Annotated in this window: 13 protein-coding genes; 4 read left to right on the forward strand and 9 right to left on the reverse strand. The window is 64.5% G+C overall.

What is annotated here, in order from left to right:
• Positions 1–78 precede the first annotated feature (78 nt).
• The 7 genes from N826_RS16010 to N826_RS16040 form a co-directional block, all read right to left on the reverse strand.
• Positions 79–1,221 carry an MFS transporter gene (locus N826_RS16010; protein ID WP_044430498.1) on the reverse strand — a complete coding sequence of 381 codons (1,143 nt, stop codon included), beginning with the start codon at positions 1,219–1,221 and terminating at the stop codon, positions 79–81.
• 2 nt (positions 1,222–1,223) lie between these two features.
• The gene (locus tag N826_RS16015) at positions 1,224–2,564 is read right to left on the reverse strand and encodes a CynX/NimT family MFS transporter (protein WP_044430638.1); all 1,341 of its coding nucleotides are present in this window, start codon (positions 2,562–2,564) and stop codon (positions 1,224–1,226) included.
• Positions 2,565–2,680: 116 nt separating this feature from the next.
• A complete protein-coding gene (locus N826_RS16020) occupies positions 2,681–3,313 on the reverse strand; it encodes a hypothetical protein (RefSeq protein WP_044430499.1) in 633 nt (210 codons plus the stop codon).
• A 15-nt stretch (positions 3,314–3,328) separates the two neighbouring features.
• Positions 3,329–3,550 carry a hypothetical protein gene (locus N826_RS16025; RefSeq protein ID WP_147040770.1) on the reverse strand — a complete coding sequence of 74 codons (222 nt, stop codon included), beginning with the start codon at positions 3,548–3,550 and terminating at the stop codon, positions 3,329–3,331.
• A gap of 138 nt (positions 3,551–3,688) precedes the next feature.
• Positions 3,689–4,723, reverse strand: coding sequence for an ABC transporter permease (locus N826_RS16030; protein WP_084720795.1), 1,035 nt, complete (start codon positions 4,721–4,723; stop codon positions 3,689–3,691).
• A 118-nt stretch (positions 4,724–4,841) separates the two neighbouring features.
• Complete coding sequence (locus tag N826_RS16035; RefSeq protein ID WP_044430501.1) at positions 4,842–6,347, reverse strand: sugar ABC transporter ATP-binding protein; 1,506 nt, start codon at positions 6,345–6,347, stop codon at positions 4,842–4,844.
• 46 nt (positions 6,348–6,393) lie between these two features.
• Positions 6,394–7,434, reverse strand: coding sequence for a sugar ABC transporter substrate-binding protein (locus tag N826_RS16040; protein ID WP_044430502.1), 1,041 nt, complete (start codon positions 7,432–7,434; stop codon positions 6,394–6,396).
• Positions 7,435–8,171: 737 nt separating this feature from the next.
• Here N826_RS16040 and N826_RS16045 point away from each other — a divergent pair.
• Together N826_RS16045 and N826_RS16050 are read left to right on the forward strand one after the other, a co-directional pair.
• Positions 8,172–10,124, forward strand: a complete 1,953-nt coding sequence (locus N826_RS16045; RefSeq protein WP_052831390.1) for a cytochrome c peroxidase — start codon at positions 8,172–8,174, stop codon at positions 10,122–10,124.
• Between the two features lie 276 nt (positions 10,125–10,400).
• Entirely contained in the window at positions 10,401–11,993 is a 1,593-nt protein-coding gene (locus N826_RS16050) for a GMC oxidoreductase (RefSeq protein ID WP_044430503.1), read from the forward strand.
• Between the two features lie 122 nt (positions 11,994–12,115).
• Here the strand turns inward: N826_RS16050 and N826_RS16055 are convergent, their stop codons facing one another.
• Together N826_RS16055 and N826_RS16060 are read right to left on the reverse strand one after the other, a co-directional pair.
• Positions 12,116–13,825, reverse strand: coding sequence for an AMP-binding protein (locus N826_RS16055; RefSeq protein ID WP_044430505.1), 1,710 nt, complete (start codon positions 13,823–13,825; stop codon positions 12,116–12,118).
• Positions 13,826–13,991: 166 nt separating this feature from the next.
• Positions 13,992–14,897, reverse strand: a complete 906-nt coding sequence (locus N826_RS16060) for a LysR family transcriptional regulator (protein WP_044430507.1) — start codon at positions 14,895–14,897, stop codon at positions 13,992–13,994.
• Between the two features lie 196 nt (positions 14,898–15,093).
• On the opposite strand from N826_RS16060, the gene N826_RS16065 reads away from it, so the two are divergent.
• Positions 15,094–16,245, forward strand: a complete 1,152-nt coding sequence (locus N826_RS16065; protein ID WP_084720797.1) for an isobutyryl-CoA dehydrogenase — start codon at positions 15,094–15,096, stop codon at positions 16,243–16,245.
• The gene (locus tag N826_RS16070; protein ID WP_044430508.1) at positions 16,242–17,309 is read left to right on the forward strand and encodes an enoyl-CoA hydratase/isomerase family protein; all 1,068 of its coding nucleotides are present in this window, start codon (positions 16,242–16,244) and stop codon (positions 17,307–17,309) included. The genes N826_RS16065 and N826_RS16070 overlap by 4 nt, the downstream gene beginning before the upstream one ends.
• The last annotated feature ends 8 nt before the right edge of the window (positions 17,310–17,317 follow it).

The raw sequence follows: 17,317 nt of genomic DNA on the forward strand, positions 1-17,317 counted from the left end.
ATTGATTTCGACGCAACTGTTTTTTCAGTATGCGGTCGAAGTCTATGGAGTCTACACCCGAAAGAATTACTTGTCAGCTCATCGTGACCGGATCAGCCACGCAGCACCGGCGCCCAGCGCCATCGTCAGCACGCCGGCCAGGATGAACAGGGTGCCGAAGCCCATGGCGTGGGAAATCGGGCCGGCGAGGATCGGTCCAAGTCCCTGTCCCAGGAAGAAGCACGATGCGAACAGCGCCAGCGCCGATCCGCGCGCCGACGGCGCCAGTTCGGTCGCCTGGGTCTGCATCGTGTTGTGCAGCATGTAGAAGCCGAAGCCCGCCACCACGAAGATCCCGGCGATCACGGTCCAGTGCAGCGGCAGCGCCACCGAGACATAGGCCAGCCCCGCCACCAGCCCGCCGATCCGCATCATGCCCCACTGCCCGAGGCTGCCGACCAGCCGCCGGACCACCATGCTGTAGAAGATCCCGCCGACCGCGAAGCACGAAATGGCGATGCCGGCTTCCATCGCGCCGCTCGCCCCATGGGGGACCAGCATGGGCGCCACAAAGGGAAAGACGCCGAAGATCAGGACGCCTTCGCCCAGCACCGTCGCGAAGACCAGCAGCGACCTCGGGTTTTCCAGCACCGTCCGGTACCGTGCGATGGACCCGGACAGGGACAGCTCGCCGCGCGTGGTCTCGCCCTTCAGGAAGACCGTCGCCATGACCAGCGCCGCTCCCGCCACCACCGCCGATACGCCGAACACCGCGCGCCAGCCCGCGACCTCCGCCAGCACGCCGGAGATCGCGGACCCGGCAAGCTGGCCCGAGATCACCGCCACCAGGAAGCGGCTGATCGAGAACTGCCGCTCGGCATAGGCGACGCGGTCGCCGATCAGCGCCATCGATGCCGGGATGATGCCGCCGGCGAAACCGCCGGCCAAGGCTCGCGCCGCCAGCACCGTGCCGTAGCTGGGCGCCAGCGCCGACAGCGCCAGGGCCACGGTCAGGACGGTCAGCGATATCCGGATCAGCCGGGTCTTGCCGATGGCGTCGCCGACGGGACCCAGCACCAGCTGCATGATCGCGTAGGGCAGCGTATAGGCCGAGGCCAGGAGCGCCGCCTCCCGCAGCGTGACGTCGAGATCGAGCGCCAGGACCGGCAGCAGCGGATCGGCGGAGCGCAGCGACAGCGCGCTGGCGAACCCCGCCAGCCCCAGGATGAAGATGAAGGGCATTCTCAGGAACCTTGAGCCGTCGCGCGGTTTGTCGCGCCGTCCGTCGCTCGATCCGCCACAACGGCGGCGACATGGCGGTCGCGGCCCGCCGCGATGCCGAACACGGCGGCGACGCAGCAGACGCAGATGAAGAGCGTGCTGACGGCCTGCCAGCCGCCCGCCCATTCATGGAGCACGCCGACACCCAGCGGCCCCATCGCCGCCAGCGTATAGCCGACGCTCTGCGCCATGCCGGAAAGATGGGCCGCGACATGGGCGTCGCGCGACCTCAGCACGATGATGGTCAGCGCCACGGCGAAGTTGCCGCCCTGCCCGATCCCCAGCAGGACCGCCCAGATCCAGACGCTGCCGAGCGGCGCATGGAACAGCCCGAGCAGGCCTACCAGCGTGGAGACCATCAGCAGCACCGCCGCGACGCTTTGGCTTGGACGCCGGGTCGCCAGCAGCGGGGAGACCAGAGCCGCCGGGACCTGGACCAGGATCGAGCAGGATACCACCAGACCGGCCATGACGGGGTCCAGCCCCCGGTCGCGCAGCATCGGCGCGATCCAGCCGAACACCATATAGGCCACGGCGGATTGCAGCCCCATGTAGAGCGTGACCTGCCATGCCAGCGGATCGCGCCACAATCCGGTGACCTTGACCACGCGCGAGGCTGCCGAGGCAGCCCCGGTACCGCCGCCCGTCGCCGCCCCCAGCCGGGGTGGCGCCGTCGGCAGCCAGACCGCCGCCGCGACGAGGGCCGGGATCGCCCAGACGGCGAGTGCCGCCGGCCAGCTTCCGCCCATCGCCTGCTGCAAGGGAACCGACGATCCGGCGGCGAAGGCGGCGCCAGCGCATAGCGCCATGGTGTAGACGCCGGTCATCAGGCTGGCCTTGTCCGGGAAGTCCCGCTTGACGAGGCCGGGCAGCAGGACGCCGATGATGCCGATGGCGGCGCCGGCGACGATCGATCCCGCCAGCAGTCCCGGAAACGACAGGGTGCCGCGCAGCGCGGTCCCCGCCGCGAGCACGACCAGGAAGGCCAGGATGGCCCGCTCGGTGCCGAGCCGCCCCGCGATCCGAGGGGCCATGAAGCCGAACAGGCCCAGGCACAGCACCGGCGCCGTCGTCAGAATGCTGGCGCCGACCGCCGTGATGCCGGTGTCGCGGATCACTTCCGGCAGGATCGGTCCAAGGCTCGACAGGGCCGGGCGCAGGTTCAGCGCCACCAGCATCAGGCCGACCGCCAGCAGCACCGCGTGCGGACCACGGGCCGGGACCGGCTGCGGCGCGTCCTCGGCATCGATCAGAAGATCGTCGGCCAGCGACGGCTTGCGATCGTCTGACGCCAACTTGTTCATCAGGATGAAACCCACTGTTGCGTACAGGACGGGCCGCGCTTCAGCGTCGCACCCGTGCTCTGAAAGTGGGTAACATCAACCGGCGGAAAGACCGGTATGCTATTTCCGCAGGCCGGTCAGTGACGGGTGGACGGAATGCCGTCCAGCACTGTTACCGGTAAGCCCATGAAAAGGTCGGTGTCCTCGTCGTCGACCAGGGCGCTGTACTGCGGTAGGGGCAGCAGCGTCAGCACCGAAACGGTGCCCCGGCTGTCCAGATCGCAGATCGCGACCCAGTTGCCGAAGCCGATCGCCAGCGCCGCGACTTCCGGCATGCCCATCTCCACCAGCTCGCGGGTGATGGCTTCTTCCAGGCTGTATATTTCGGCGCTGCTCAGATGGGCGTTGCGCACGGCTGCCGGAGTGGCCGGCCAGACGATCCGCTCGACCATGACGTCGGTGCTGTCGGAAGCCGCCTTGGCGCCCTCGTCCCACAGTTTTTCATCTACAAGAAGCAAGACCTGAATGCCTTCGAGATAACCGTCGGTCTGGCACACGGCGACCTGTCCGGCAGCACGGGCGACGGCGAAGCCCAGGTTGGATACTGCTGCCTTGCCCTCGGCCGCAAGCGCTTTCACCGCGGCCAGGATTTCGTTGCGGGTGGTTTCCGGCAGCGCCGCGAATTCCCGATCGGCCGGGGAGAGGAACTCAACATCGAACATCTTGGTCTCACCGATTTCGCGCTTGGCGGGGCGTTGCGGGATAGTCATCGTTATGCCGGGGCATCAGGCCGCAAGACGGTCCGTGCGGCACTCTCGAAGGAGTTCACGCGCGAAGCCGCGCGCTTCCATGAGGTCGCTCCGGTAACCGGCGACGGCGCCGTTCAGCAGGACCGCCCACCGGCTCTGGAATCCGGCGGCTTCGTAGCTGAAACCGATGCGCTGGCCGGCGGCTTCCGCCATGAAGTTCAACGCCGTCAGTTCGATCCAGGTGGTTCTTTCGGTCACAGGATTCTCCGGTGTCGTCATCAGCCGTATTCCATCGGCCCTCATGTGATGGAATTTTGCGCAGTTAATGGTTAACGATCCCTGAAGCTATCGTGTGACCCGAAGCAGTAGTCCCAAAGGACAGTACAGTACCTGAAATCAGTTCATCTGGTTAGCGCGCAGGCGTTGCGCATAGATGTTGATGACCAGCGCCGCAAGCAGGATCAGACCACGGATCAGTATCTTGAGGAAACTGTCGATATTGATATGATCCAGGCCATTGTTGAGCACGCCCAATACAAGCAGGCCGACAATGGTATTACCAATGCCGCCGCGACCGCCGAACAGGCTGGTACCGCCCACCACCACGGCGGAGATGGCGTCGAGTAGGTAGCTGTCGAATTCGTTCTGCTGGGCACTGCCGAAATAGGCGACGCCGACCATCCCGGCGACTCCGGAACAGGCGGCCGAGATGATCATGACCGACGCGATGACCAGACGGACGTTGACGCCCGAATACTCGGCCGCTTCCCGGTTGCCGCCGACCATGTAGACGTATCGGCCGAACCGGGTGTATTGCAGCACCAGATGGCCGACCAGCAGGAACGTCGCCGCCACGATCACGACGTAGGGGATGGGACCCAGCGCCTTCTGGCCCAGCGTCGCGATGAAGGGCGGCACCGCATAGGCGATCTGGCCGCGCACCAGCATCGCGCAGATGCCGGCGCCGATCTGGAGCATCGCCAGCGTCATGATGAAGGACGGGATACCGATCCGCGTCACGCCGAAGGCGTTGACGCCACCCAGCAGGAAGCAGGTCAGCAGCGCCAGCAGGATCGCGGCATAGCCCGGCAATGGTACGTTGGCGATATTGGCGTAGGAGTCCTGGAGCGTGAAGTATGCGACCACGATGCCGGTCGCATTGGCGACGCTGGCGACGCTCAGGTCGATTTCCGCGCAGAGGATCACATAGGTGAGCCCGACCGCCATGATCGCCGTGATCGAGATCTGGTTGAGGATATTGCCGACATTGTCCAGCGTCGCGAAGGACGGGCTTGCGATCGAGAAGAAGACGACCAGGAACAGCAGCGTGATGAACGGCGCTATATTGCTGAGCCGGCTGCGCAGCCAGATCATCGTGCGCGACGATTTGGGCGGGTCCGTCTTATCCGACGCGGCGGATTGGGCACTCATTGCTTTTCCTTTGGATCGGGTCCTTTGACGTGCGGGAGGGTGTTGGGCCACGGCCCAACCTACGGGTTCCTGCTGCGTAGGTTGGGCCGTGGCCCAACACCCGTTTAATCCTCGTCCCTCAAGCCGCGTCCAGCAGGCGGTCCTTGCTGACGGCTTCGCTGACGAACTCGCGGGCGACTTCGCCCTTTCTCATGACGAGGATGCGGTCGGCGAGCGATAGTACGGTTTCCGGCTCGCTGGAAACCACGACGATGCCGATCCCCTGGTCGCGGAGACCTCGGACGATCTTGACAACGTCGTCCTTGGCCCCGACGTCCATCCCGCGGGTTGGTTCGCTCAGCACCAGCACCTTGGGCAGGTAGGTCAGCCACTTGGCCAGCCCGACCTTCTGCTGGTTGCCGCCGGACAGCGTGCCCAGATGCTGGTCGACGCGCGGCGGCCGGATGCCCAGGCTGACGACGTGCCGCTCCGCGATCTCGCGCTCGGCGTTGGGACGCAGCAGCACCGGATGCAGCCGGCCCAGGATGCTGATCGACATGTTTTTATAGAGCGGCTCATGGCTGAACAGCATCGACCGCCGGCTTTCCGGCACGAAGGCCATTCCCGCCCGCCGTGCCGCTGCCGTGCCTTTCAGCGATACCTGCCGGCCCTCGATCGCCACAGTTCCTTTTTCCGGATGCAGCTTGCCGAACAGGGCGCGGGCCAGTTCGAGCTGGCCGGACCCCATGAAGCCGTAGATCCCCAGCACCTCGCCAGCCCGCACCGTGAGCGACACATCGCGGAACGCCCGCCCAAGCGTCAGGCCGGAGGTTTCCAGCACCACCGGGGCATCCGGCTTGCTGTCGAGCATCATCTCGGAGGTGTAGCTTTCTTCCAGGTCCTCGTGCCCCGCCCCGATCATGTGCTCGATCAGGAAGCTCTTGCGCAAGCCGGCCGCCTCGGCCGTGACGATCTTCCGGCCGTTGCGGAAGATCGTCACGGTGTCCGAAACGCCCAGGATGTCGTCCAGGAAGTGGGAGATGAAGATCATGCTCCGTCCCGACTGCCGGAGCGCCTGGAGCAGGCCGAACAGCCGTTCGATCTCCGGCGGCGAAAGCGCCGAGGTCGGTTCGTCCAGGATGATGATGCGGGCGCCGGAGAACAGCACGCGGCTGATCTCGATCATCTGCTGGAGCCCGATGGGAAGCGATCCGATCGGCACCCGGGGATCGACGTCGATGCCCAGGCTGCGGAGATGCGCCGCCGCCTGCGCGTTCATGCCGCGCCAGTCGACCCGGCCGAAGCGCGTCACCGGCTGGCTGCCGAGGAAGACGTTCTCCGCGACCGACAGGTCGGGCACGATGCTGAGTTCCTGATGGACCATGCCGATGCCGGCCTTCAGCGCATCGCGGGCGGAGCGGAAGTTCCGCTCCTCGCCGTCGATCCGCATGGTGCCGCCGTAGTCCGTGTGGACCCCGGCGATGATCTTCATCAGCGTGCTCTTGCCGGCCCCGTTCTCGCCGACCAGACCGTGGATCTCGCCGGCGTGAAGGGTGAAATCGACATCCCGGAGGGCGGTGACCCCGCCGAAGGACTTGGATATGCCGGAGAGTTCCAGCAGCGGCCGGTCACCACCAAATACCATTCCAATGCTCCCGGTATTTCACTTAATCGGCCAATCGGATCAGCGATCAGATAAGGAAGTGATCCTGCATCCACTGCATGCCGGGCGCATTGGCCTTGGTGACCACGGGTCCGTCGGTGATGATGTGCTTGGGGATCCCCTCGCCCGACTTCTCGCCGTTCAGGACGGCCGCGACCCCGGCCAGCACTGCGCCGCCATGGATGCGGCACGACGGGTTGCGCACCGTCGCGTGCATCCGGCCTTCCGTGACGGCCTGAAGCGCCGGCGGCATCGCATCGACTCCGCCGATCTTGATGTCGGTCCGGTTGCGCGCCTTCATGACGTTCCAGGCGGCCAGCGCCATGTCGTCGTTATGGAAGAAGGCGGCGTCGATCTTGGGATACTTGGTCAGGTGAGTTTCCCAGATCCGGACCGCCTTGGTCACGTCCCAATCGGCCGGCGTCGTGTCCAGCACCTCGACCTTGGGGAAGCGCTTGACCACCGACTCGAAGCCTCTCGCACGGCCTTGCGCACCGGTATGGCCAAGGGCGCCCTGGGTCATGATGATAGTGCCGGAGCCGCCGATGGCGTCCAGCAGCGCCTGGGTGACCGAAGCGCCCATGAACTCGTTGTCGGGAGCCAGGAAGCTATGGACGTTGATCTGCTCCAGCGGGGCGATCAGCGTGTCCATGTCGATGACGGGCGTGCCGCCTTCGATCATCTTGTTGACGGGTGCCGTCAGCGTGCCGATGCCGAACGCCTGGATGGCGACGAAGTCCCACTTCTGCGACGCCATGTTGTCGATCGCGGCACGCTGCTTGGTGGCGCTCAACTCGCCGTCGAACCAGGTGATCTCGACGTTCAGCAGCTTGCCCCACCATTCCGCGGCGCGCTTGCCCTGGGCGCACCATGTAGCCTGCAAGCCGGCATTGGAGAAAGCTGCCTTGAGCGGCTTTTCCGACCGGGAAACTTCCTTGGCCATCTCGGCGGCAAGCGCCGGATTGAAGCCGAAACCGCCGAACAACGCTGCGGATGCACCGGCCGACGCGGCGGCAGCACGGATGAAATTGCGCCGCGACGGCTGCCGCGGACCTCCCTTGCTGGACATTGGAGCTCCTCCCGAACTGTTGTCCTCTGCGGGCCGCACCGCTCGATCGCGGCTCGGTCCGATGCCGAAGCGGAGCCTTTATGGCTTCCATTCCTCTCCGGCGCGGGCAGTGTGACATAGGCTTTTGCGATCGTAACTCTACCCATCCGGGCTAGGGCGATTGTCGGGAGCCGGCGTGAGCCGATCCGGTTCCGGGTGTATCTGCTCGGCTTCGGGTCATATCTTTACCATCCACAGTTCCATGGCTGGCTCACTCGTTGTCTGCGTTCACGACGACTCATATTATTAAAAATTTTTTCACTACGACTATGTGTTGATACCAACATAAATAAAACTGTTCGCGATCCCACTCACCTTCAAAAATCAACTCACCCGTAACAGCCTCCAAGACATCGGAAAAATACCTATCGGTATCGTTCCGGCTCCTTACCCCTTTCGGGTGACGGCATCCTTCGCAAAAATTCCCAGGAAAAAATGGAACCTCGAAAAAGTCATCCGAGGTTGGGAAGTAAATTTCGACCCGTTCGTCTCCTGTCTGACCGCCATGTAAAGAACGCGGCCATATATCTTTGGTGGAGGGGTAATTGGGAAACAAAAACGCTGCGGCGGGTTTGAAGAAGTTTCTCGCTCGCTTGCCTGTTTATTCATTGGTCACTTTTGCAACATGCTTTGCCGTGCCCGAGACCAGTTGGTCCCAAGCCGTGGAAGCAGATCCGCCGACTCGCCCGATCGAATCCTTGAAGGGCAAGTCCCCTGCTCTCCCAGACCTGTCCGGCGTCGTGTCGAACCTGCCATGGGTTCAAGCAGCCGGAAAGGCACTGTTCTGGGATCAGACGGTCGGGAGCGATACCGTCGCCTGTGCCACCTGCCATTTCCGGGCAGGTGCCGATCCGCGCATCACCAATCAGGTAGACCCCGGCCTACTGGGCGGCAACACCGTATTCGGTGCTTCCAACGGCAGCGGGCTGATGGGCTCGGGGCAGGCTGCCGGACCGAACATCACGCTCAAGCCCAAGGATTTTCCGTTCCGCAGGCTGTCCGACCCGACCGACGCAGACAGCACGGTGCTGTTCGACAGCAACGACGTTGCCTCCTCGCAAGGGACTTACGCCGGCGATTTCGTTTCCAGCAAGAAGCAGCCGAAGCAGACGCCTCGAGCGACCAATACCGACAGATGCGACGCGCTGGTCCATCCGGTCTTCAACGTCGATGGCCATGGCGTGCGCAAGGTCGAGCCGCGCAATTCGCCGACCGCCATCAACGCCGTGTTCAATCATCGCAACTTCTGGGACGGGCGGGCAAACAACGTCTTCAACGGCTCCGGTGTCTTCGGTCTGCGCGACACCAGGATGAATGCATCGGCGCGCCTTGTCGTGAAGCAGCCTGACGGCACGCTGAAGCTTCAGGCGCTCGAGTTGAAGAACGCCAGCGCCGCCTCGCAGGCGGTAGGCCCGGCGCTCAGCGAGTTCGAGATGTCCTGCGCCGGCCGCACCTTCGCCGATGTCGGACGCAAGCTGCTGTCCCAGCAAGCCCTGCAACTCCAGACGGTCGATATGCAGGACAGCCTGTTCGGCCGCAAGGGTCCGGTCGGAGATATGGTGGCAGCTTCCAGGATCGGTCTGAAATTTACCTACCGGGAGATGATCAAGAACGGCTTCGACAAGAAGTTCTGGGGCGATACCAACAAGTACAAGATCAAGGACAACAACGACGGCACCGCCAGCCTCGTGCCCGACAGCAACGGCTATACCCAGATCGAGCTGAACTTCCCGCTGTTCTTCGGCATGTCGATCATGATGTACGAAGCGACGCTGATTTCCGACGACAGTCCGTTCGATCGCGACCAGCTCACCGCCGCACAAAAGCGAGGCAAGGAAGTCTTCGAAGGAAAAGGCAAGTGCATCGCTTGCCATGACGGTCCGCTGTTTTCGAAAGCCGCCGGAGTCGGCCCGAAGGGACTCGACAACAGCCAGGTCGAGCGCATGCTGATGAAGGATGGCGAGCCCGCGATCTACGACAACGGCTTCTATAACATCGGTGTCCGCCCGACCGCCGAGGATATCGGCCTCGGCGGCACCGATCCCTATGGCGTCCCGCTGTCGTTTACCAAGCAATGGGTGACCGGTCAGCGGGTGGACAAGTTCAAGGTCAAGCCGTGCGAGTTCGAAGTGCCCTTCCCCGGCCAGGAAGCCGCGGGCTGTAGCGAGGACTCACTGCCGGAAGGTCTCGACCTCAAGTCGCAACGGATCGCCGTCAATGGAGCGTTCAAGACCCCGATCCTGCGCAACATCGCGCTGACGCCCCCCTACTTCCACAACGGCGGCCAGGCATCGCTGGCTCAGGTGGTCGCCTTCTACAACCGGGGCGGCGACTTCTCCAATCCTGAAAAGGACCCCGACGTGACGCGGCTGGGGCTGACCCAGACCGAGCAGGACAATCTGGTCGCCTTCCTGCAATCGCTGACCGACGACAGGGTGCGTTGCTCCCGGGCACCGTTCGACCATCCCGAACTGCTGGTCCCGGACGGCCATAAGCCCGGCGTGTACAAGAAGGACGGCCGGTTGGCCGACAAGTTGAGGACACTGTCGGCGACCGGCGCCGCCGGCGATGCGTCGGGTTCGTGCCTTGCAAATGCCGGCGATCTGTTCGAGATTGCCCGGAACATCAACGGATTGCCGCTCAAACCGTAGAGTCGGCACAGAAAAGGCCGGCACTTTCCGAGCACGGAGAGAGCCGGCCTTCCCGATTTCAAGAGCTCCTTGGAGTTGGCCGTCTTGGATTGTTTTAAGCCGGTAGGTGGACCCCGAAGAATCGGCTTTCCCCGGATGTATAACCTCCCGCATTTCCTTGGGCGCGGGTACTATGGCGAACTCCAAAGAGATACTGGACAGTGCCCGCTCAGGTAATTTCTACTACTTTTCAGAATTGCGGAAAGCCCGCGCTATATTGACAGAATTGATCAGCAGATGTTCATCGATCTTCGAAATCTCCCCGACGGTCAGACCATAGAAGCTGATATCTGCATCGTCGGTGCCGGTGCGGCCGGCATCACGCTGGCGATGGAATTGCTCGGGCATGACATCAGGGTAGCCTTGCTGGAAAGCGGCGGGCTGGAGTTCGAGGACGATGTCCAGAACCTGAACGACGGCGCCTGCGTCAGCGAGCAGCAGGTCGATCTGCTCTGGAGCCGGCTGCGCTATTTCGGCGGCACGACCGGTCATTGGGGCGGTAATTGCGGTCCACTCGACGCGATGGACTTCGAGGAAAGGCCATGGGTCCCGAACAGCGGCTGGCCTTTTCAGAAGGCCGAGCTGGAAAAATTCTACCCCAAGGCCTATCGGTACTGCGAACTTCCCTCCGACAATTTCTCAGCCGACTACTGGGCGGAAAAAGTCCCTCAGTTCGGTCAGGGCCGTATCGCGGTCGATCATGAATCGATCACCGAGAAGCTGTTCCTGCGCAGCCCGCCCACGCGCTTCGGCGAAGTCTATCGGAGCGCGCTGGCGCAGGACGAATCCGGTTGCACCGTCTACCTGCACGCCAACGTCGTGGAAATCGAGACGGGACCGGACGCCCGCGAGGTCGAGTCTCTGCTGACCAAGGGACTGGACGGCAAGACTCGCCGCTTCACGTCGAAGATCTACATCCTGGCTTCCGGCATCGAGAACGCGCGGCTTCTGCTGCTCTCGAACCGGGTCCGGCCGAACGGTCTCGGCAACGACCACGACAATGTCGGCCGCTATTTCATGGCGCACACGACGCTGCGCACCGGACGGGCGCTGCTGTCGATCCCGGACGAAACGATCAAGCTCTACAAGACCAGGGGGTTCGAGAACTTCCGCAGCGAAGATCTTCCCATGATTGACGTGCTCCAGCCGACCGCCAAGGCCCAGGCGGCGGAGCGCATGCTGAACTGCGTCGTCTTCTTCGAGCAGAGCTACGAGGGGGAACGCAGTCCCGGCTTCGCCGCGATTCGGCGCATCCTGCGCCACCTCTCCTATGGCCGGATGCCCGACAAGCTGGGAGAGGAGCTGGCGACCATCGTCGGCGATCTGGACACGGTCGCGAAGGCGCTCTACGCCCGCGCCTTCCGCGACAACAGCTATCGCCTGTTGCAGACGCGCTACTTCTCGGAACAGGCTCCCAACCCCGACAGCAGGATCACGCTGGGGACCGAACGCGACGTGCTAGGCCTGAACAAGATGGTGCTGGACTGGCGCCTGGGCGACCTGGACAAGCACACCATTCTCTGCACCCAGGAACTGCTGGCCCGCCAGTTCGGCGCATTGGGACTGGGCCGCATCCAGGTGGAGTTCGAGGACCAGTCGGACCCGTGGCCAACGGGCGTGGACTCTTCCGCCCATTACATGGGCACGACCCGCATGCACAAGGACCCCAGGCACGGCGTCGTCGACGAGAACTGTCGCGTCCACGGGATCGAGAACCTCTACGTGGCCGGCGGCTCGGTGTTTCCGACCACCGGCGCCACGATGGTGACCGTCAACATCGTGGCCATGGCCGTAAGACTGGCCGACCATCTGCGCAGCAAGCTGGTCTGAGAAAAAGACGTCGGGCTGAAGAGGCCCGACCTACAAAAGCGAACTTGGCAAAAGCACGCTCACGTAGGTCGGGCTTCTTCAGCCCGACATCTAACGTTTCAGATCGATCAAGCTTCTATGCCTCACCCCCGCAGTTCCGCGAAGTCCTCTTCCCAGAACTCCAGCGTCCCGCGCAGCTCCGTTCCCCGATCCACCTGCTGTTCGCGGCGGCGCAGCTCGACCCGGCGGATCTTGCCGGAGATCGTCTTCGGCAGGTCGGCGAACTCGATCCGGCGGATGCGCTTGTACGGCGGCAAGGTGGCGCGGATGTGCTGGAAGATCTCCAGCGCCAGTTCGCGCGACGGCTCCCTGTCGCCGGTCAGGATCAGGAAGGCCTTGGGCACCGCTAGCCGTAGCGCATCCGGGCTGGGGACCACGGCGGCTTCGGCGATGGCCTCATGCTCGATCAGGGCGCTTTCCAGTTCGAATGGGCTGATGCGGTAGTCGCTGGCTTTGAAGACATCATCGGCGCGGCCGACATAGGTCAGGTAGCCGTCGGCGTCACGGCTCGCCACGTCGCCGGTCCGGTAATATGCCCCCTGCGGCGCCTGCACCGGTTCCCCGGACGATGCCTGATAACCCGCCATCAGCCCTGCCGGACGCGGGTCGAGCTTGAGCGCTATCTCGCCCTCCTCCGTCTCGTTGCCGTCGGCGTCGATCAGAACGACGTCGTAACCGGGAAGCGGGCGTCCCATGCTGCCGGCTTTGACCGGCTGGCCGGGGCTGTTGCCGACCTGGGCGGTCGTCTCCGTCTGGCCGAAACCGTCGCGAATCGTCAGGCCCCAGGCGGACTTGACCTGATCGATCACTTCGGGGTTCAGCGGCTCGCCGGCGCCGACCAGTTCCCGGATCTTGACCGGCCACGCCTTCAGGTCCTCCTGGATCAGCATGCGCCAGACGGTCGGCGGCGCGCACAGCGTCGTCACTCCGCAGCGCACCAGCACGTCCAGCACGGCCCGCGCGTTGAAACGGGTGTAGTTGTAGACGAACACCGTCGCCTCGGCGTTGAGCGGCGCGAAGACGTTGCTCCAGGCGTGCTTCGCCCAGCCGGGCGAGCTGATGTTCCAATGGACGTCGCCCGGCTGCAATCCGATCCAGTACATCGTGGACAGATGGCCCACGGGATAGCTGCGATGGGTATGCAGCACCAGCTTGGGCTTGGCGGTGGTGCCCGACGTGAAATACAGCAGCAGCGGGTCTTCGGCCCGCGTCTCGCCGTCCGGCGCGAACTCGGCGGAAGACCTGGTAAAGTCCTCATACGCGGTCCAGCCCGCCGGAGCGCTGCCGGCCTCGCTGCCGACAACGATCAGCCCCAGACCCTTCTCCATGCCGTCGAACTTGGCGCATTGATCTGCCATCGCGATGACGAACCGGGCGCCGCCGCGATCCAGCCGGTCGCGCAATTCGTCGCCGACCAGCAGCGTGGTAGCGGGGATGACCACGGCGCCCAGCTTCATGGCGGCCAGCATCGTTTCCCACAGCGGCGGCACGTTGGGCAGCATCAGCAGCACGCGGTCGCCCCGGCGCACACCCTGGGCGCGCAGCCAGTTGGCAAGCCGGTTCGACCGCTCGGACAGCTCCGCGTAGGATACCTTCTGCTCGGCTCCGTCCTCCGCCACGACCCACAGCGCCGGCCGGTCGTTGCCGCGCGCTATCGCGTCGAAATAGTCGAGCGCCCAGTTGAAGACCGGCATGGCGGGCCAGCGGAAATCCCGCACCGCGCGGGCGCGGTCGGTCCGGGCTTCCAGCAGCAGGTTACGCGCGGCGATGAAGTCGCTGGATCGGTCGGTCATTCTCTCCCCTTGCTGCCCCGGAACAGGGCTTGTTGTCCTTCCGCTTTATCGATGCGGAAGTGTTGGTACTTCGGGCAGGCATGATCCCGGACCAGCCCGGCCGTTGGAAGGCCCTATCCCGCGAAACCGATGTGCGGAAATACTCATATGGTCATGGGATGCCGCCTCATCCCGCCTTCTGCGACAGGAAATCCCCCCGCGCCTTGTAGACGGCGTCCACGATGAAGTCGGCCGTGGCGCTGATGCGGGCGAGCCGGCGCAGGTCCTCGTGGATGATGAGCCAGAACGACCGGGTCAGCATCACTTCGTCCGGCAGGACCGGCACGAGTTCCGGCTCCGCCTTGGCGATGAAGTACGGCAGGATGCACAGCCCGGCCCCGGCCACCGTCGCCTTGAGCTGGGCGATCAGGTTGGTGCTCTTCAACTGCGGATCGATGGTACCGACGGCGCTCAGGTAATCCAGCTCCGGCGCGTAGAGCAGGTCGTCGATGTAGCCGACGAACTTGTGCTTCGCCAGATCACAGGAGTTCCGGATCTCGGGCGCCGTCTCCAGGTAAGTCCGCGACGCATAGAGCTTAAGGTGATAATCCGTCAGCTTTCGCGCCGACAGCCGGCCTTCCTGCGGCCGGGCGAGGCCGATGGCGATGTCGGCCTCGCGCTTCGACAGGCTGAAGATTCGCGGCATCGCGATCAGCTGGACCTCCAGCGCCGGATGCTGGCGGCACAAATCGCCGATCCGGGGCGCCAGGAAGTAGCTGCCGAAGCCGTCCGGCGATCCTATCCGCACGGCGCCTGACACCGACATATTGGAGTTCGCCAACTCCGCATAGGCCGCCAGCGCCGTGCTTTCCATGCTCTCGGCCAGCGGCAGCAGCCGCTCGCCCTGGGCCGTCAGGCTGTAGCCGGTCGGGTGCCGCTCGAACAGGCGGACATGCATGGCCTCCTCCAGCGAGACAAGCCGCCGGCTGACGGTCGCGTGGTCCGCCCCCAGCGACCGCGCCGCCGTGGTCAGTTTTCCGGTGCGGGCAACGGCCAGGAAGGACTTGAGATCGTTCCAGTTGAAATCGCCCATGATCGGTGGCTCACTTCGTCGCGACGGCGGCACGGGCCGTCCTGCAATGCTGTTGACACTTGCGGAAGATAGCGCGGAAGTACCATAGGTGTGTGTTTTTCCGCCCATCCGGTGCGCGATTAATCAGATACCTGAGCGCGAATGCGTATGGGAGAAGATGATCCGCGCAAACAAGATAAAATAGGGAGCCGCCGACTTGTCCCAGGAACTGACCGAGGATCAACGCGCGATCCGCGAGATGGCGCTCGGTTTCGCCGCCGACGCGCTGGAGCCCAAGGCCGTCGAGTGGGATGAAAAGAAGCATTTCCCCGTCGATGTCCTGCGCGAGGCGGCGGCCCTCGGCATGGCCGGCATCTATGTCGCGGAAGACGTCGGCGGCTCCGCCCTGTCGCGGCTGGACGCCGTCCTGATCTTCGAGGCGCTGGCCCAGGGCTGCCCGACCGTGTCGGCCTATCTGTCGATCCACAACATGGCCGCGTCCATGATCGACCGCTTCGGCAACGAGGAGCAGCGCCAGTCCTGGCTGCCCAAGCTCTGCACGATGGAATACCTCGCCAGCTACTGCCTGACGGAAGCCGGGGCCGGATCGGACGCGGCGGCGCTCAAGACCAGGGCGGTGCTTGACGGCGACCACTACGTCGTCAACGGCGCCAAGCAGTTCATCTCCGGCGCCGGCGCCTCTCATCTCTACGTGACGATGGTCCGGACCGGCGGCGACGGCCCCGGCGGCATCTCGACGCTGGTGATCCCCGCCGACTCGCCCGGCCTGTCGTTCGGCGCCAACGAGCGCAAGATGGGCTGGAACGCCCAGCCGACCCGCGCCGTGCTGTTCGACGATGTCCGGGTTCCGGTGGCAAACCGGCTCGGCAACGAAGGCGACGGCTTCAAGCTCGCGATGGCCGGACTTGACGGCGGCCGGATCAATATCGGCGCCTGCTCCCTCGGCGGTGCCCAGGCGGCGCTGGACAAGGCCGTCCGCTACATGGGCGAGCGCAAGGCGTTCAACCGCTCGCTCGACCAGTTCCAGGCTCTCCAGTTCCGCGTCGCCGACATGGCGACGGAGCTGGAAGCCGCCCGCTCGCTGTTGTACCGGGCAGCCTCCAAGCTGGACGCCAAGGCGCCGGACGCCACGACCTTCTGCGCGATGGCGAAGCGGTTCGCCACGGACACCGGTTATTCGGTGGCCGACGCGGCCTTGCAACTCCATGGCGGCTACGGCTATCTCGCGGATTACGGGATCGAAAAGATCGTCCGGGACCTCCGCGTCCATCAGATCCTGGAAGGCACCAACGAGATCATGCGCCTGATCGTGTCCAGGTCAGTATTCAGTGAAGGGAACCGCTCATGACCGTTTCAGCCGCCACTCTCGAAGACCTGATCGTTCGCCGCGAGGGTGCAGCCGGCCGGATCACCGTGAACCGGCCGAAGGCGCTGAATTCGCTGACGCTCGACATGGTCCACGCCTTCACGAGGGCACTCGCCGGCTGGGCTACGGATGACGCGGTGAACGTTGTCGTCATCGATGGAGCCGGGACGCGCGGGCTGTGCGCTGGCGGCGATATCCGGGCACTGCTGGAGAGCGGATCACGCGACGACGGCATGGCCGAGACGTTTTGGAGCGACGAGTACAAGCTGAACGCCGCCATCGGCAGCTACCCGAAGCCCATAGTCGCCTTCATGGACGGCATCGTGATGGGCGGCGGCGTCGGCATTTCCGCACATGCCTCCTGCCGCGTCGTTACCGAGAAGACGATGCTGGCGATGCCGGAAGTCGGCATCGGCTTGCTGCCCGATGTCGGCGGCACCTGGCTGCTGTCGCGCGCTCCGGGAGAGCTTGGGACATATCTGGCGCTGACCGGCAGCCGGATCGGCGGTGCCGACGCGATCCACGCTGGGCTTGCCGACTACTTCGTCCAGTCCGAACGACTGTCTGAACTGGCTAAGGCGCTAACCGGGTCCGAAGGCGCCGACGTCGAGGCAATCGTGAAGTCGTTCGCCAGCGACCCCGGCCCTGCCCCGCTCGCCGAAAAGGCCGCCGCCATCGACGTGATGTTCGGCCATGATACCGTCGAGCAGATCCTTGAAACCGCCCGGACTTCCGGCGACGACTGGGCGGTCAAGACAGCCGCCGAGGTGGAGGCCAAGTCGCCCACCAGCGTCAAGGTCACGCTGGCAGCCTTGCGTGGCGCCCGCGCTCTGGACAGCCTGGAAGACTGCCTGAACGTGGAATTCCGCATCATTGCCCGGATGTTCCACGCACCGGACTTCCGCGAAGGCGTCCGCGCCGCCGTGATCGACAAGGACCAGTCGCCGCGCTGGCAGCCCCCCACCCTTTCCGAAGTGTCGGAAGCCTCAGTCTCCGCCCACTTCGCCCCGCTCGGTCCCAGGGAACTGGGCCTGATTCCAGCATAAGACCGGCA

Origin of the sequence: Skermanella aerolata KACC 11604, from assembly GCF_000936425.1 — a bacterium.
Classification (GTDB): domain Bacteria; phylum Pseudomonadota; class Alphaproteobacteria; order Azospirillales; family Azospirillaceae; genus Skermanella; species Skermanella aerolata.

What these genes read in the sequence shown, in the direction of transcription:
- N826_RS16010 (WP_044430498.1), bottom strand. Translation starts at nt 1,221, where the DNA reads ATGCCCTTCATCTTCATCCTGGGGCTGGCGGGGTTCGCCAGCGCGCTG.
- N826_RS16055 (WP_044430505.1), bottom strand. Translation starts at nt 13,825, where the DNA reads ATGACCGACCGATCCAGCGACTTCATCGCCGCGCGTAACCTGCTGCTG.
- N826_RS16035 (WP_044430501.1), bottom strand. Translation starts at nt 6,347, where the DNA reads ATGGTATTTGGTGGTGACCGGCCGCTGCTGGAACTCTCCGGCATATCC.
- N826_RS16050 (WP_044430503.1), top strand. Translation starts at nt 10,401, where the DNA reads ATGTTCATCGATCTTCGAAATCTCCCCGACGGTCAGACCATAGAAGCT.
- N826_RS16040 (WP_044430502.1), bottom strand. Translation starts at nt 7,434, where the DNA reads ATGTCCAGCAAGGGAGGTCCGCGGCAGCCGTCGCGGCGCAATTTCATC.
- N826_RS16020 (WP_044430499.1), bottom strand. Translation starts at nt 3,313, where the DNA reads ATGACTATCCCGCAACGCCCCGCCAAGCGCGAAATCGGTGAGACCAAG.
- N826_RS16030 (WP_084720795.1), bottom strand. Translation starts at nt 4,723, where the DNA reads ATGAGTGCCCAATCCGCCGCGTCGGATAAGACGGACCCGCCCAAATCG.
- N826_RS16070 (WP_044430508.1), top strand. Translation starts at nt 16,242, where the DNA reads ATGACCGTTTCAGCCGCCACTCTCGAAGACCTGATCGTTCGCCGCGAG.
- N826_RS16060 (WP_044430507.1), bottom strand. Translation starts at nt 14,897, where the DNA reads ATGGGCGATTTCAACTGGAACGATCTCAAGTCCTTCCTGGCCGTTGCC.
- N826_RS16015 (WP_044430638.1), bottom strand. Translation starts at nt 2,564, where the DNA reads ATGAACAAGTTGGCGTCAGACGATCGCAAGCCGTCGCTGGCCGACGAT.